The sequence below is a fragment of the Halorientalis sp. IM1011 genome (assembly GCF_001989615.1).
In the GTDB taxonomy this organism is placed as follows: domain Archaea; phylum Halobacteriota; class Halobacteria; order Halobacteriales; family Haloarculaceae; genus Halorientalis.
In genome coordinates, this window is sequence record NZ_CP019067.1 from 2,246,987 (window position 1) to 2,261,877 (window position 14,891).

Genomic DNA, 14,891 nt, shown 5'->3' on the forward strand with positions numbered 1-14,891 from the left:
ACACAGACGACAAAAGCAACTCTCGAGACTACGCTCTCAGATCACTCCTCGCGCACTTTCGAGAGCAACTGCTCCAGGGTATGCATCTGGGTGAACCCCGGCTCATCGATTTTGAACTTCTGTACCGGACTACTCTCAGAATACGTCTTAGCGACACGCTGGTCACCCTCCAGGGGATCGTTCAAAGCCTGGAGAATCTCGTGTGCCTCCGAATGGGACATCGCAACCCAGATCGCTTCCTCAGGATCACAGGCAGCCATCTTATCGTAATCACTCGGGGCCGCTCTGCGGAGGTCGTGATTGACGCGTTCGATCTCACAGACCACGACGATCTCACCATCTGCGTCCAGTCCAGCCAGATCCAGGCGATGCTGCTCGAAATCCGAACTCGCCTCCGCAGCATCACTATCACCGCCCATGAACCCAGCCAGCGGAACCGACCCCTCTCGGAGTTCGTAATACGGCCGGACCTCCGTGACTGGTGACTCTGAATCTTCGCGGAACTCCCGTTCGAGCCATTGGCGCGTCACCTCGACACCCAGTACGTGCTGGGCGGACTCATCGAGATCGCCTTTGCCATGACCGTAATGGACACCGTGTTGATTCACCTGGCCGATCAGATTTCGTCCCTCCGGGCGAAGCGAATACAACCGATGAGGACGCGTCGTATCCTGACTCAGCAACCCTGCATCGATGAGTGCATCGACCTCTGCAGACTCCACACCGACGTACTCCTGTAAGCGAATCATCGAATCCGAGAGCAGATCGTACCCCGGTGCCTCGTAGCTGAACTGACTCGCATTGTGCACAGCCTGGAGGAACATGAGCGCCTGATCGGACCACTCACTCTGACGGCGCTCTGTCTCGTCGAGTCTGAGATTCACGTCGGTGATCGGGATATCATCAGGGTCCACCTGCGTGACGGAGTTGCAGCACTCGATCGCCTGTTTGAGTCCGGCATCATCAGGCGAGTAGCGTGTCTCACAATCAGCACACAGCAGGGCATGGCCACCCTCGTCGTAGCTGACCATCCCCGGGAGTCGCCTGGTATGCGGGAGGGCACTGTCCACTCGAACCGGAACTGCCGCTTCGTCCTCGTCTCCCTCTTGACTCGCGTCCTCGACCGTCTGTGGTTCCCTAAGTTCCAGCCCGACCGTTTCTATAGTACTTTCTTCGAGATCGTCCCGAGCGGACTCGAAGTTTGAGCGAGTCTCCCCAGCAAGCGGCATCGACCCCTTCGGATGGCCGGGCGGGAGCGGCAGAGACTGCACGAGGAATGGCTCGGGGGTTTCACCGAGGAATTCCCCCGGTAGCTTCACGAGCCACTCACCACGACGGAGGCCATCGAGGCGATCAGCAATCGTCTGTGCATCCGTCTCCCCGGTCGCCAGCCGTTTGGCCAACTCGAAATCAGACGGGACGCTTCCCGAGACCACCGACTGGACGTTGTTCAACAGTTCGTCGGCGGCACTGGCATCATCACCAGCGAGTTGACTCGGAAACTGCATCGCCAGCGTCACCGAGACGTCGAACTCCCGGCCCTGGGCCAGGAGCTCTTTCAAGAGCGAGGCGTTCGCGATACTCGCTGCTTCCTCGATATAGAGGTTGACCAGTGCATGATCGGTTTCGGGGCCACTCGAACGTGTCCGACGCTTGAGTGCCGACCAGGCATTCGAGAGGATCGCGAGTGCAATTGCACGCTGGGCTTCCGTCCGAATGCCGCCCGTGTCGACGATGATGACCACGTTCTCGTCGAGGTACTCCCCAAGATCGAAATGGGGTGTCTGTGCAGTGTCTTCGGCAATGTCGTCTTCGTCGGAGCTCTCATCATCATCGCCAGTCGGCTCGTCGTCAGACGGCTCGTCGACAGCAACGTGGTTAAACATCCGAGCCAGTCTGGCATCGATCGTGATCTTCTCGATCCGACTCGCAACCCCGGCCATAATCTTCGAGAACGTGCGAGCATCCGTATCGAGTTGCTTGCTCAGTGTGCGTTCGAGTTCTGCATCCGAGACGGCAGGCGGACTCCCGTCCTGTTGCATCGTCTTGACGGCGAGGTGCAGCTCACGATGGGAGAAGGCATCCGAGCCATGGACTGGATCGAACAGCGCGTGAATCAGATACCGGATGAGATCCGGCGAGCGAACCGCACGTTCGAATCGCTCTGTCCCCATGATCTGTCCGAGCAACTCGATGTAGTGATCCGCGACGTCCTGGACGGCCGTAGTTCGTGGAATGCCCGCCTCGAGTTGTGACCTGATGTCGAAAAAGGAGAGGGCAGGCACCGTCTTACTACAATCGAAATAGACGACGTCGTCCAGTCCATCGAATCTCGCATAGTGGGCCAACAAATACTCTGTAACAGCATTGCCGCCCTTGGGGAGAAAGAGAACACTTGGTCCATCCGTCGTGGCGTGATTCGAGAGCACACCACTGAGATTCAGGACTGACTTTCCTGAACCGGTGGCACCCAGAATCGCCTGATGCATCGGCTGGAGTGCGGGCGGCACAGCAACAGGACTGTTGCTGGGCTTCTTATCGGCAGTGAGTGGGAGGCCAACCTCGAAGCCCGGTTGCTGGTAGTTCTCCAGGACAGACTGGGGTGGGAGCCTCAGTCCAGTTTTTGCGGCCGGTGTCAGGGCCACTGCACGGCTTCCTTCGGTGGTGAGTGCATCGCCATCCAACAGGCAGAAACTCCCGACCTCGGCGGGGTCAGCGACGATTCCGGAACTCCCTGTCTTTGTTCCCGGGAGTCGCTGTGTGAGTGTCTCGTAAGTTGGGTGCTGGATGCTTCGATCTGTGATCCGATCGAAGAGGCTTCGCCCCTTTGTTCCACTGGAGATGGACGCTCGGATGTCGTAGGTCTCCCCACTCACCTCGGCGAAAGCGCTTTCGAGGGTTCGAATCAGGTCTTCTGACTCCCGGGCTTTCCCACCCATCGCGACTGCCCGGGCATTCACGATGAACGAATGGCGTCCGTCCTTCTCGGCGAGGGTCTCTAATCGCGTTTGATCAGTTGCCGTGAGTCGGATATCCTCTGGGTCGGGATAGCCAGCCACTGCGTTGATCGCCTGATCGAGGATACCGACGTTCCCCGTCTCGATGGCCCTGCTGTAGGCATCGAGTTCACTCGTGAAATCGTCATAGGGTGTGAGGAGTGCCTGATAGAGGACTGGCGTATCGCTTCTGGCCATCCTCTCCGCGATGGTTGCGAGTGGAATCGTCTTCGTCTGGCCCTCATGTGAGGAGTTCGATCCGTTCGTTCTGTATCGGTTTTCGGGACCGTAGAAGTCCATATAGGGCGTGAGTCTCGTCTGCCAGTCTCTGGGCGATCTGGGTTGGCCCTCGAATTCGAGTCCAGCGATTGATCCATGATCGGGGTCCGTCAGTGAGTCGGGATGGAATTCGACGCGCTGGAATTCGTAGCTGTTGGGAACGGCCTCTCGTAGCAAGCCCTCCAGTGCGTCGAGTTTCTCGGGAGCGCTACATCCGAACAGGTAGGCAATCTCACCGTGTCCACGGGTATAGAGCAACACTTCGATCGTGGTGTGGGCCGGCGAATCGAAGGGTAACCACCGACGAGCGCTATCGTCGAAGCAGAGCCGATGGAGGCGTTTCAGGTGCAGCGGGAGATTCCAGGGGTCAGCCTTGTCTGTCGTTGGCCGGATCTGGATATAGGGGCGCGCGTCATCGGCAAGAACGGGGAGGGAGTCTGCAGTCGGTGTATCAGGGGACGTTGGGGGTGGTGAAGGTGGGATCGTCATGACGCTGGTCGATGATACCCCCTCGAATGTGGCTCCTATAAGGCAAGGGATTGCTGTGGCTGGTTTGGAGCCGTCATGGATTGGCAGAGTGTCTTGGTGGCGATCATGTATTCGAGTTGCTGGTGGTCGTGTGTGGGTGAAAGGAGAAGATGCCTTGGAGTGAGTAGGGGCGTCGATTGTGATGCACTGAAAGCCCTCGTGCGCTCCAGTCCCGCGACCGCGTCTGCGCTCCTGTCGGTGCTTGGCGGGTCGGGGTTCCCGGAGCGCACTCGCCCTTCATCCACCAGGCGTGGGTTGTCGCGATTCCAGTGCGCTGCTAGGAACTCTTCCAAAACGTGGTGATCAGTTCTTCTCAGTCGTCATCGGCAGCTTCCGATGCAAGTTCCAACGGCCATCCATCACTCATCGCTCGTCCCGAACTGCTCTCGGGCTTTCTCTGCACTCATCGTCGCTTCGTCACGGAGTTCCTCCTCTGCTCCCAAGAGCGCGATAAGTTCATCTCGGTCAAAGGTCGGAAACTCGACTGCATCCCGGAGCGTATCCCGAATGAACTCACTCCGGCTGTTGAATCCACGCCCCTGCCACGTATCGTCAATTTGTGCGAGCAACGATTCGGTGGCTTTGAAATTCACCGTGGCGATCTCATCGTCCTCGTTTCCATCCGTGGTTGGTTCGGACATACCATCGTAACACGCTCGTCTTACGCGTAGATGTTTCGGCGACGGACTATCTCGATGAGGTTTGGGTCAAGGTTTGGTGCAACGTGTCGTTCGTGAGTTCTTAGGCCGATGCGGTCGACTCCGATTCCTCGTCACGAGGGAGGCCGAACTCAACTTCGATTCGGACCGTGTCGTAAGGGACATACGGTTTCTTCGCGCGCCCATCCTCCTCGAAGTGGATGATGTCGTACTCGGCCAGTAGGTGGAGATCGTCGTGGACATCGTGGACGTCGCGGTCGAGACGGCTGGCCAGCGCGCGGATGCTATCGGGCGGGTGTTCCATCACCTCCTCAAGCAGTTCCATGCGGCGGTCAGTAAGCAGCTGGCGGAGGCGCGCGCGGTCTTCGAAGTTGACGACGTGCGGTGCCTCTTCGCCGTCCTCCCACTGTTCGGCGCGCTCGATGGCCGCCTGCTGTGTCTGCTCCGCTGGCAGCGATGTGACCCGGAGTGTCGAGGGGTATTCAACCTCGTCCGGGTCGGGGGTGAATTCGTCGTGGGTGGGTTCGGTGTCAGTCGGTTCGTTGCTCATAGATTTTGGTCACCTCGGTTTGGAAGTCAGCGATCAGTCGGAGAGGCCTGTGAACTCCAGTTTCGTGATGTCACCCTCGGGTGTGTGCCGGTGATGCCGGCCGGCGTCCAAGTGGTAGGGCGCGTTTTCGTATCGCAGGAGCGTGTCGCCGTCAGCATCCATGTACTGGAAGCTGTACTTCAACCCCTGCGGGGAAGTCCTCGCTTACCGGGACTCGCCACGCGACCATTTCCTACCGGTTTCTCACCTTCGTCCCGGTACACAACTGACACAGGCATCTGCCATATGTTGGGAATCGACCCCAACAGAGATAAACCTCATCCCAATCAATATTGATGTCAGTGGAGACAGGGAGAAGCGAGTGCTGCTGCTCAAGAATATATTTTGGCTAAAGGAAGAAATATGTGTCCTGAGGTCGTGCGGTGATGTATGGCAGAGGATACCCAGCGCGAGGGGCCACCGCCGTTCGAGCGGCCTTTCGAGGGCGAAGACACGAAACAGCGCGTTTACGGGGCGGTGCTGCACGCCCGTGAGCCGATGACGGCTGCTGAGATTGCCGAGCGGGCGGACTGTTCCGAGGAATCAGCACGGACTCACCTGTCGTTTTACGCTGACCTCGGTATCGTCATCCAGCACGAGGGGCGACCGGTCAGGTACGAACGTAACGACGACTACTTCGAGTGGCGGCGGGTGAACGAATTGGCGCGAGATCGTACCGTCGAGGAATTACAGTCCCGCGTGTCGGACCTGACCGACCGGATCGAAGCCTATTGTGAGAAATACGACGCTGACACGCCCGCAGCTGTCGATGCCCTCGAGTATTCACCGGAGCGAGTCGACGAGGTGTACACAGACCTTGGTGACTGGGCTACTGCTATTGAAGAGCGCCGTCTGCACGAACGCGCTCGACAGAAGGCTGCCGGATCGACCGCTCCATCGCATACCTAGCGATGGTACCAGTGGACACCGGCGCGAGTCCTGCGCCGATAGACCGGCCAGTCCTCGAGCGGATGCAGTCCCGTTTCGTCGGCAGTCGCATGGTCGAGTCTGCGGCGATCATCGAGGAAGGGAAACTGCACCTTCGTGTTGCGTTGGCCGAAGCGTACTACCCCGACACGGTGTCCGCTCGCCTCGAGATTCGCTGGTACCGCAACGATGATTTCAACTTCCACTACCAAGAGGAACATCAGGACAGCTCGTGGGCGTGTCGCTGGGACCGACATCCGAACGCTCACAACTCGCGAGGGCACTTTCACCCACCACCTGCTGCCAGCCGCACCGACACAACGGATGCAACGTGGCCGGACGATCATAGAGACGTGTGCCGTCTCGTCCTCGATGACATCGAGGACCGTATCGAGACGCTGTGGGAACAGCAGTAGACAGATACGTCGTGTTTTGCACTCTGCAGCCTACTAATCACAAATATATGAGCTCCCCAAAGATATATTGAGCGACGCCACCTACAGTTGGTCATGACCGAGTTCGATCCGGCTCCAGAGTCCGAGGATTCACAGCGACGGTGGCAGGAGGGCACTGACACCTTTGGTCGTGTCTACAACGTTGTCCTCGGGATTACGTCCCCAACTACCTACACCGACATCGCAGAGCTTGCAGACTGTTCCCCGAACGCTGCGAAAAAGCACCTCGACCGTCTGGTAGAGATGGGTATTGCCCACGGTGACAGTGAGAGTCGCCCAGCGACGTACGAACGAAACGATGGATACCTTGAATGGCAGGATGCGAGTCGAATCGCAACCGAACTCTCTGTCGAAGACATACTCGAGCGGGTAGAGGAACTCGAAAACGAGCGTACGGAGTACGAATCCCAGTTTGGAACGACAGACCCCTCGGATGTCTCTGTGTTCGAGCAGGGTGATCACGAAACCATCCACGAACGGATGGCTGCAGTCAGTGAGTGGCAGGGCGTCATCCGGGACATTCGGCTTTATGAACTCGCTCGCCAGCTTTCCCAGAACGATGGCCACCTGATTCCAGCATAGATGGGTCATTCACCCGATGATTCGGCCGATCACTCCACAGGCCCGTCGGATCGACAGACTCTGCGTCTGCTGGAACGACACCTCGCCTCGGAATCCCTCGTCGTCGAAACTGCGTTCGAGCCGGATCCCTACGAGCCGCGGCTACTTGCGGTGTTCCTCGATGCTGATCGATATCCTGAGGCGGTGACTACGGCCCGGCTCAATATCCGGTGGTTCACGACGGGAGATTTTTCGATTCACTACGTCGAAACGCGAGCGGAGGCTGACTGGGAGTGTCGCTGGGACCGGCATCCGAATACACACAACAGCAGACTACACTTTCACGAGCCACCAGCCGGAACCGAGGTCGTCGATCTCGAACTCTCCTCTCTCCATCCACTCGAAGTCTATTCGACGGTGCTCACGGCCATCGAGCAACGTATTGAGACGTTGTGGTCTTCGCACTGAGTATATCGAGGCACCTGTACTTCTCTGAAAGCCCTCGTGCGCCCAGTCCCGCGACCGCGTCTGCGCGCCTGTCGGTGCGTGACGGGTCGGTGTTTCTAGAGCTCGATCACTCTTCGATACTCCTCGATCAAAACGGAAGAATACTCTCAGTAAAATTGGGTTATGACATCTGGCAGAAGATAGAAAATCTGTTATGCGAGTTCGTCGAGAAGTTCGCGGTCTTCTTCGATGATCTTACGAACTCGTTCACGGTGGTCGTCGAGATCATCGTCGTCCAGTTGTTCTTGACTCATTATCGTGCTATAGCAACTACTCCGGTTTTAATCTTCGCACGTGTCATGGTTGAAGACGGTCTTTATCGATCTCGCCCTTCTCAAGCCATTCTGCGATTTCTCCAACATCGTATCGCCGGATCCGCTTCAAGACTCGTTCTGAGGTGGGGCCACGTTCAGCAGGTACCTCGTCCAGCCTAGACAGGTACTCCCGGGTAGTCACCCACGCAGTACGCTTATTTCCATCCTCAAACAGATGCATGGTTATCAGCTGCCGGAGCAAACACGCTGCACGAAAATACGGCCTTTCATATTGTTCACACTCTTGGAGTATGTCTCTCAGATCTAGTTTTGGTGCGGGGACTCGGGTTCCAGTATACTGCATGTTGTAGGCGTCTTCAAGCTCCTCGTGCGTAGCGAGAATCTCCTCGGGTGTCGGGAGCATATCATCAGCCATCACGTACTCTCACAGATGGGTGGGATATAAATTGTACAATAGATGGCTGCCCCGGAACGAATTTGAACGCGTTGACTGGAACCTCACCACCAAAAGCCCTCGTGCGCTCCAGTCCCGCGACCGCGTCTGCGCTCCTGTCGGTGCTTGACGGGTCGGGGTTCCCGGAGCGCACTCGCCCTTCATCCACCAGGCGTGGTTTTTCGAGGTGCCGAATCGGGTGTTTGTCAGAGTTGTGAATGGCTCGCCCCGCTCGCCTCTTTCGCCCGGCACTTGCTCACGGCTTCCAGCCGTTCGCACACGCGGTTCTCCTTGCAGGGAGAACTGCTCGTCCCTCGCGACCGACCATTCCGGGCGTGCGCCTCGCTACTCGCGGGTCGTCCCTCCCCGCTCGCTTCGTGGCCTCCCTGCGGTCGGCCACGCACTGCTCGCCGTTCCGGGCGTCTGGTTTCGCGCCAGCACCAAGCGCGCTGTCGGTCCTCGCAGGCTCGGACACGAAACCGGCTTGTGTGCTGGGCGGTCGTGCCGGGCGATCCGGCGCGCGTCGCTGGTTATCTGTCCGAGTGAGCGCGCCGCTCGCGCCCTGGCGGGCGCAAGCGAAGGCGCGAGCGGCGCGCAGCGGTGTGACTGATCGAGTCGGTCGGTGTGAGAAAACCGCGAGTAGTGATCGCGGTTGTCGGCGCGGTGAGCGCCTTCGGAACTAGGAGTTCCAATGTCAAATACAAACCCACGAGGTAATGAAGTTTCGTCCGTTGCACAGGCAGTCAAACACGTCGATCTGGATGTCCGTGAGCCGATCGCGGATGAACAGGTACTGGAAGACGTAGTCGAGGAGGAACCCGAACTGCGGCCGTCTGTCGAGCAGGAAATACAGGGCACAGTGGATACGAACCACCCGGATGCAAACCCCGAGGGGCTGACTCTCGAAGCAGAAGAACGGATGCAGGCACGAGAGGCGGAGATCAGTCGGACGTTCCAGCGGGTGGATCGGCGAGTGGACTCCGATCGAGAGAACCGAACGCGAGCGGTGGCTCGGTCGGGGAGTATCAAGCGCCGGCGTGCTTTCGAGAAGCGCGCGGCGAGTGTCGACCCCTGGGCGGACCCAGATCGGGAGGACGCACGACTGCAGTTGTCCAGAGCTGAACTGGCGGAAGTGAATCAGGAAGCAGCGCGGCTGAGCGAGGAGCTACGTGGGTGGTCACGAGCGGCGATCAGTCGGCGGATAGCAGAGCGGGTCGTGGATGGAACGGACGTGGCGAGTGCAGTGATGACGGCGTTCGAGGAGTTACAGATGGGACCCGGACAAGTGATCCCGATTGCGGCCGTTGGACGGGTTGAACGGCGAGAAGTGAATATCGAAGGCACGGTTGTGAAACTCTTCAATACCAATCACCCCAGCATTGCATGGGCTGGCCTGGTGGAAGATGCGACTGGAACTATGAAAGTGACATCATGGAGGCGGAGTGCACAACCTATCGTCCGTGAGGGTGAAAATCTTCGACTACGATCAGTTGCGAAGAACTGGTACCAAGGCAGTGTCTCGGTAGCTCTAACCGGGCGGTCACAGGTCGATATCCTGGACTAGGTCTGCAAACCCTCTCTGAAATCTTTTATCCACGTTACTCTACAGCCCGTGGGTTTTATATGCCCCTAATGGGCGCGGGCAATTCACAAATTGTCCGTAGTCCACAATGAAAACCGAAGGTGAGTATACCTGTGAGATCTGTGGCGAATTGTTCGAAACGAACGTGGAAATTGCAGCCCATACCATTGGTCACCAGAAGTCTGTTTCAAAGGACGAAGTCTTGTGTGCCATTCAGCGGTTAGCAGACGAAAAAGGCCGTGCTCCCACGCGAAATGAAATGGACGACGAAGGCGAGTATTCCACATTTCCTGCAGTAAAATTGTTTGGCAGTTGGAATCAGGCAATCAAGGCCGCAGGGCTGGAACCGAATATCAAATTCGACGTGTCGAAAGACGCGGTAATCGACGAGGTGGTCAGGTTGGCTGAGACAAAAAATAGGACTCCAACAATGAAAGATATGCGAGACGATGGTTCGGTTTCCCCCTCAACGGTCCAACGAAGATTCGGCTCTTGGTCTGAGGCGTTGAAAATGGCGGGATTCACACCTACTGTCCAGTTTGATATCTCCCAAACAGATCTGCTTGAATCCTTTCAGCAGTTAGCCGCGAAGCTGGGTCGAACTCCGACTGCTTCTGAGATGGAGGATCTTGGAGCATATTCGGTAAAGGTCTTTCAACGACGATTTGGAAGCTGGAACGAGGCTGTTCGAGTTGCGGGACACGAACCGAATGCAATTCATAACATTCCAGAGCCTGAACTCTTAGCCGAAATTGACCGACTCGCAGACGAACTTGGTCATCCTCCTTCATCTAACGAAATGATTGAACACGGTGAGTACTCGATTACCCCGTATTCTACTCACTTTGATGACTGGGAGAGTGCCATTACGGCTGCGGGGCATGAATCACGTGGCCAACCCTCCGGTCCTGATCATCCCTCATGGAAAGGTGGTTATCCAGATCGGTACGGAGCAAACTGGTACTTACAACGAAAGCGGGCACTAGAACGAGATAATCACACGTGTCAAGCATATGGGTGTGAGATTACTAATGAATCTCATCAAGAGAAGTTCTCTCGGGCTATCAATGTTCACCACCTGATTCCTCTTCGGACTTATTCAACTGGAGGTGATACGGTTGACTATGAACAGGTGAATGATCTTAAAAACTTAATTACTCTCTGCCATCGCCATCATATCAAGTGGGAACGAATAGCCCCACTTCGGCCGGATACGAGACACTTGGATTCCATTTGAAATAATTGAAGAATGAGATTCTAGTCAGAACTTTTTCAATCCTCTCTATGTATCACAAACTGATATTCCTCCATCCCATTGCCCACGACCCACCTCCCCACCCACCGCTCCCGGCCTCCCTGTGGTCGGCCGGCAGCCACGACCTCACGTGGCTTGTCTGGTATCCCAGAGATACGCGTTCGCACGCACAAGCTCTCGACCTCACTCATATTGGTGAAGAAACTCCTTATATATTTGTGTCCGCGACCACTTGTTCTGATCAAGAACCACCAATGACATCCTCGAAAGACGATCTCTCGGCACGGGAGCGCGTGACGAAGGTAGTCGAGACAGTCACTGAGCCAGTGAGTATCAACTGGGTTGCTGAGGAAGCTGCTGTGCACTGGAATACGGCAGCGGATCGTCTCGAAAAGATGGCTGAAGCAGGTGATCTCCATCGTATCGAGCGAGGTGACAGCACCACGTATGTGCCGGATTTCACCAAGACGTATATCGAGGAGATTCGCCAGCTTGCGCTTGAACTCTCGGCAGACGAATTGCGAGCTGAAATCACGGCAGCCAAAGAGGCGATTGAACAGATACAGGACCAATACGATGTCGAGAGCCGTGAAGAACTCGAGGAGTCGCTTGCGGAGCCGGACGTTTCAGCCGAAGAAACCAAAGCTCGAAGTCATGCACTCCGGGACTGGGAAGAAGAGAACGACACGATAACGCTCTTGAAACACGCGCTTCGTCTACAAGACGATCTCTTGGCTGTCGATCCCTACGCCGAAGTTAAGAGACAGGGGCAGGGCCGCGACGGACAGCGTCGTAATGAAGTGGCCTGACCTGACGGTTGATTACCTCGCCGAGGAACTCAACCTCGAACGAAGTGAGTACGTTCGCGAGGTCGGTCAATCGGTCGCCGAGTTTCGCGACTGATCAAAACAGGTCTCTGAAGTCTGGTTTGACGAGCGCATTCACCTGGGAATTGACAAATTCTTGTTTCGTTGGTCCCTGCCGATCGGGGTGGGTTAGCTTACAGTCTGATGTCGTAGTCAGCGGCCGTCCGTTTGAACTCTCTCCATTCGGGAAGTCGCTCAGTCGTCTGTTCACCCTGTGAATCGAGGTACGCGAGAAGCCCACTCGTGAGTGTACTGAGATCTATCTCTGCTTCGCGATCGTAATAGCGTGCACGTTCGTTGAGTGCTTTGGAATCAATCTCTTGGTGTGCGATGAGCAGCATACAATAGATTCGAAACCGTGTCTCCTGGTTGATTAGAAGCATGTGGCAGACGAGATCTGCAGCCGTGACTTCTGAGAGCCGCTCAGAGTGTATGTAGTGAAAACGCCCCCGCGTGAGGAGGGGAATTCCGAACTCCGCAAAGACCGTTGGTCCTGTCCGGTGGAAGTCCGCTTCCATTGTGTCTGTGTCACTCCCGAACAGATATTCGTCGTGGGTCTCCCAGTGGATCGTCACCTTCGTTGCTTCTGCGAGCGCCTCCTGCCGGTGGTCGTGATGGAAGACGGCACGAGCAAGGTCTGAGAGGTCTGAGAATGGCTCTGTGAGTGCATACTGTGAGTGGTCTTTCCCGACGATGCCCACGTGTTGGAGTTTTTCGAGTCGCCGGTAGACTGTCCCCCGGCTCACGTGGCTTCGCTCTGTAAGTTCACTTGCCGTTCGAGGCTCATCCAGATAGTACAGAATCTGCAATCCTGCACCCGCGAGTAGCTCGGGGAAATCGACATGGCCGAACTCACTTATCAACGTCGTCAGTAGCTCGACTGGCTGGATGTCCGTCATCGAGACGAACTTGGTATTCTTTTTTCGCTCCACATTAGCGTATCCGCGCTCTTGAAGTGCTGAGATGACCCTTGATGCATAGCTCTCACTCCAGTCGAGGCGCTCAGCCACCTCGTGAATCGGGACCTGTTGAACCGATCCATGTCCAATCTCTGACACAGCTCGGATCTCACTCTTCGATAACAACTTGTCTCATTTTACGAAACCCAGGTATATACAAATTTCGTAAAATGAAACAACCACTAGAGGAGGCGACTATTCTATAGTGCAATACTTCTAGTCGGCTAGCCTAGTGTGCTAATCGAGAAACCACCTCGAGAAAAACATTCTTCGCCCCCATGGGTGCAGGGCATAACGTCTCGCAGATCGTTCTGGGGGACAGGTACGGCCAGACTGACGAGCGCGCTCGTATCTGCGACGACCGTTCGCAGTCGATGGCCGCTCATCGATCCTCAGCTTCGGTATCGACCGTCGTGGCATCGCTATCGTAGATGTCGACGTCGTCGGGGGCGGCGAGATCGAGCGGCTCGTCCTCGAGGTCTGCCTTGAGGAGGCGGAGTCGCTGGGCAGTTTCGGCTCCGACCAACTGCTTGACCGTCTTGAACTCGAGTTGGTCGTCGTAGTACTTCGTCGCGACGAGTTCCTGAAACGTCTCGCTATCGGCGGTCTCTTCGATGTACTCGCGGATGGCTTCGACGAGCAGATCCGTGCGATCTTTGTCGAAGAGTTCCGCGATTGCATCGTGCCGGTCAACGAGGTACTCGGGGGACTGAAAATGGACCCGTCGCGGCTCGTCGCTTCCGCCCATCGTATACACAAGTTTTGCACATAGAATGATAACGGCTTCGGCGTTCGAACAGACCTTGCACATCAACGCTCGTGAGATCGAACTCTCTCACACAGGTTTCAGTTATGATCCTGTGCGTGTAGATCTGTTCTGGAGTCTTCTGGGTTTCTGCCCCTCGGAAAGACAGGTGACGAGTACTACTCCGGGGACTGATGTCGTCCCCGGTGGCAGTTGTGTGTCCGTGGCTGGTCTGTGTCGCCGTTGTCGCGCTTTCCTCGCGGACCGACAGCTACCGACAGCAGGCAGACAGACACCACGCCTGCGTTCGCGGGTGGCGTCGGCGGCTTGGGTGGGAGATAGCCTGGAGCGTTGGGGTCCGCTTGGACTCTCTAGTCACCGGGGAGAGTTCTATCCGGGGAGGTCGGTCGTTCTCGGAGTATCTGTGTCTGTGGTGGCGGTCCCTGGGATATCCGAATCACTGGGGACGACCAGGCGGCGCTCTTTGTATTCGAGGCCGTCCTTGCGATGGGTCCGTTTCTCGATGTAGACGCGATCATTCGCAAGTTCGCGAATGCGTTCGAGTGTCTGGCCGGCGAGTTTCTTGGCGTGATCGTAACTCAGTGTCTCATCGGCGCGTTCGTGGGTGGACTTGATCCAGATCCGGACATCCGAGGCGTCGACGTATTCTGAGACTGTGTTACAGCCACGCGACCAGAGCGTGGATCGATCGTGTTTCCCGCGTTCGGCCCAGGCTTTGGCTGCGAGGTAGTCTGCTCGGCGGTTGGTAGCCGAACTGAGCAGCTGGTCGTCCATGCGGGCGAGTTGCTGGATGGGCAGGAGATCCGCAGTTGCGAGTGGGGTAGTCCCCGAGCGTTCGAGTGGATCCTCGTAATCGGGCAGGCGGACCCACTCGGTGCCCTCATCGTCACTGAAGCGTTCGAGGCGGTTCTCGGGCAGGTTGAGTTGGTCCCTGGTGGGTGTGACATGTTCGTATTCGAGGTGAGCGCCCTTTTCGAGTTCGCGTGTCTGGAGTTCGGCGAGCTGGGACTGGGTCGTCGTCGTGCGCTTGCGGAGTGCTTCCAGCAGTGCACTCTGTTTCTCACACGTTGACTGGAGCTCGTCGACGCGTTGATCGGCTGTTTTTCGCGCCTCGCGTTCGGTTTCGAGATCTGATTGGAGTTTCTCGATCTGGGTCTGTTGGGACTCGACGGTAGCCTCCAGGTCTGCAATGCGGGCTTCGAGGCGTTCGAGGGCCGTCATTGGTGGTGCCCTCCAGTGAGTGTGGTTGGGAGC

14 protein-coding genes and 1 pseudogene are annotated in these 14,891 nt (G+C 56.9%); 7 read left to right on the top strand and 8 right to left on the bottom strand.

Annotated elements, in window-relative coordinates; all coding sequences use genetic code 11:
- Positions 1-41: 41 nt before the first annotated feature.
- The 4 genes and pseudogenes from BV210_RS11490 to BV210_RS20880 all read right to left on the bottom strand — a co-directional run bounded on the left by BV210_RS11490 (position 42) and on the right by BV210_RS20880 (position 5,290).
- Complete coding sequence (locus BV210_RS11490) at positions 42-3,764, bottom strand: hypothetical protein (protein ID WP_157525983.1); 3,723 nt, start codon at positions 3,762-3,764, stop codon at positions 42-44.
- A 398-nt stretch (positions 3,765-4,162) separates the two neighbouring features.
- Positions 4,163-4,444 carry a ribbon-helix-helix domain-containing protein gene (locus BV210_RS11495; protein ID WP_077206779.1) on the bottom strand — a complete coding sequence of 94 codons (282 nt, stop codon included), beginning with the start codon at positions 4,442-4,444 and terminating at the stop codon, positions 4,163-4,165.
- Positions 4,445-4,544: 100 nt separating this feature from the next.
- Entirely contained in the window at positions 4,545-5,012 is a 468-nt protein-coding gene (locus tag BV210_RS11500) for a transcriptional regulator (RefSeq protein ID WP_077206780.1), read from the bottom strand.
- Positions 4,993-5,290, bottom strand: a pseudogene (locus BV210_RS20880) (DUF6516 family protein). Before BV210_RS20880 ends, BV210_RS11500 begins: the two are co-directional and overlap by 20 nt.
- Before the next feature lie 151 nt (positions 5,291-5,441).
- On the opposite strand from BV210_RS20880, the gene BV210_RS11510 reads away from it, so the two are divergent.
- From BV210_RS11510 to BV210_RS11525, 4 genes are all read left to right on the top strand, one after another.
- Positions 5,442-5,960, top strand: coding sequence for a transcriptional regulator (locus BV210_RS11510; RefSeq protein WP_077206781.1), 519 nt, complete (start codon positions 5,442-5,444; stop codon positions 5,958-5,960).
- A gap of 89 nt (positions 5,961-6,049) precedes the next feature.
- Positions 6,050-6,394 carry a hypothetical protein gene (locus BV210_RS11515; RefSeq protein ID WP_172824893.1) on the top strand — a complete coding sequence of 115 codons (345 nt, stop codon included), beginning with the start codon at positions 6,050-6,052 and terminating at the stop codon, positions 6,392-6,394.
- A 93-nt stretch (positions 6,395-6,487) separates the two neighbouring features.
- Complete coding sequence (locus BV210_RS11520; RefSeq protein WP_077206783.1) at positions 6,488-7,015, top strand: ArsR family transcriptional regulator; 528 nt, start codon at positions 6,488-6,490, stop codon at positions 7,013-7,015.
- Entirely contained in the window at positions 7,016-7,462 is a 447-nt protein-coding gene (locus BV210_RS11525) for a hypothetical protein (protein ID WP_077206784.1), read from the top strand.
- A 336-nt stretch (positions 7,463-7,798) separates the two neighbouring features.
- Here BV210_RS11525 and BV210_RS11530 read toward each other — a convergent pair whose 3' ends face one another.
- Positions 7,799-8,191, bottom strand: coding sequence for a Fic family protein (locus BV210_RS11530; protein WP_077206785.1), 393 nt, complete (start codon positions 8,189-8,191; stop codon positions 7,799-7,801).
- 709 nt (positions 8,192-8,900) lie between these two features.
- Between BV210_RS11530 and BV210_RS11535 the strand changes: the two genes are divergently transcribed.
- The 3 genes from BV210_RS11535 (at position 8,901) to BV210_RS11545 (ending at position 11,855) form a co-directional block, all read left to right on the top strand.
- Positions 8,901-9,773: a hypothetical protein gene (locus tag BV210_RS11535; protein ID WP_077206786.1), complete on the top strand. Its 873-nt coding sequence runs from the start codon at positions 8,901-8,903 to the stop codon at positions 9,771-9,773.
- A 106-nt stretch (positions 9,774-9,879) separates the two neighbouring features.
- On the top strand, positions 9,880-11,028 hold the full coding sequence (locus tag BV210_RS19895) for a homing endonuclease associated repeat-containing protein (RefSeq protein ID WP_157525985.1): 1,149 nt from the start codon (positions 9,880-9,882) through the stop codon (positions 11,026-11,028).
- A gap of 47 nt (positions 11,029-11,075) precedes the next feature.
- On the top strand, positions 11,076-11,855 hold the full coding sequence (locus BV210_RS11545) for a hypothetical protein (protein WP_157525987.1): 780 nt from the start codon (positions 11,076-11,078) through the stop codon (positions 11,853-11,855).
- 191 nt (positions 11,856-12,046) lie between these two features.
- Here the strand turns inward: BV210_RS11545 and BV210_RS11550 are convergent, their stop codons facing one another.
- The 3 genes from BV210_RS11550 to BV210_RS11560 form a co-directional block, all read right to left on the bottom strand.
- Positions 12,047-12,970 (bottom strand): helix-turn-helix domain-containing protein, encoded by a 924-nt coding sequence (locus BV210_RS11550; protein WP_253741507.1) that lies wholly within the window; start codon positions 12,968-12,970, stop codon positions 12,047-12,049.
- Positions 12,971-13,253: 283 nt separating this feature from the next.
- Positions 13,254-13,619, bottom strand: coding sequence for a hypothetical protein (locus BV210_RS11555; RefSeq protein ID WP_077206789.1), 366 nt, complete (start codon positions 13,617-13,619; stop codon positions 13,254-13,256).
- Between the two features lie 387 nt (positions 13,620-14,006).
- Positions 14,007-14,858, bottom strand: a complete 852-nt coding sequence (locus tag BV210_RS11560; RefSeq protein WP_077206790.1) for a hypothetical protein — start codon at positions 14,856-14,858, stop codon at positions 14,007-14,009.
- Positions 14,859-14,891 lie beyond the last annotated feature (33 nt).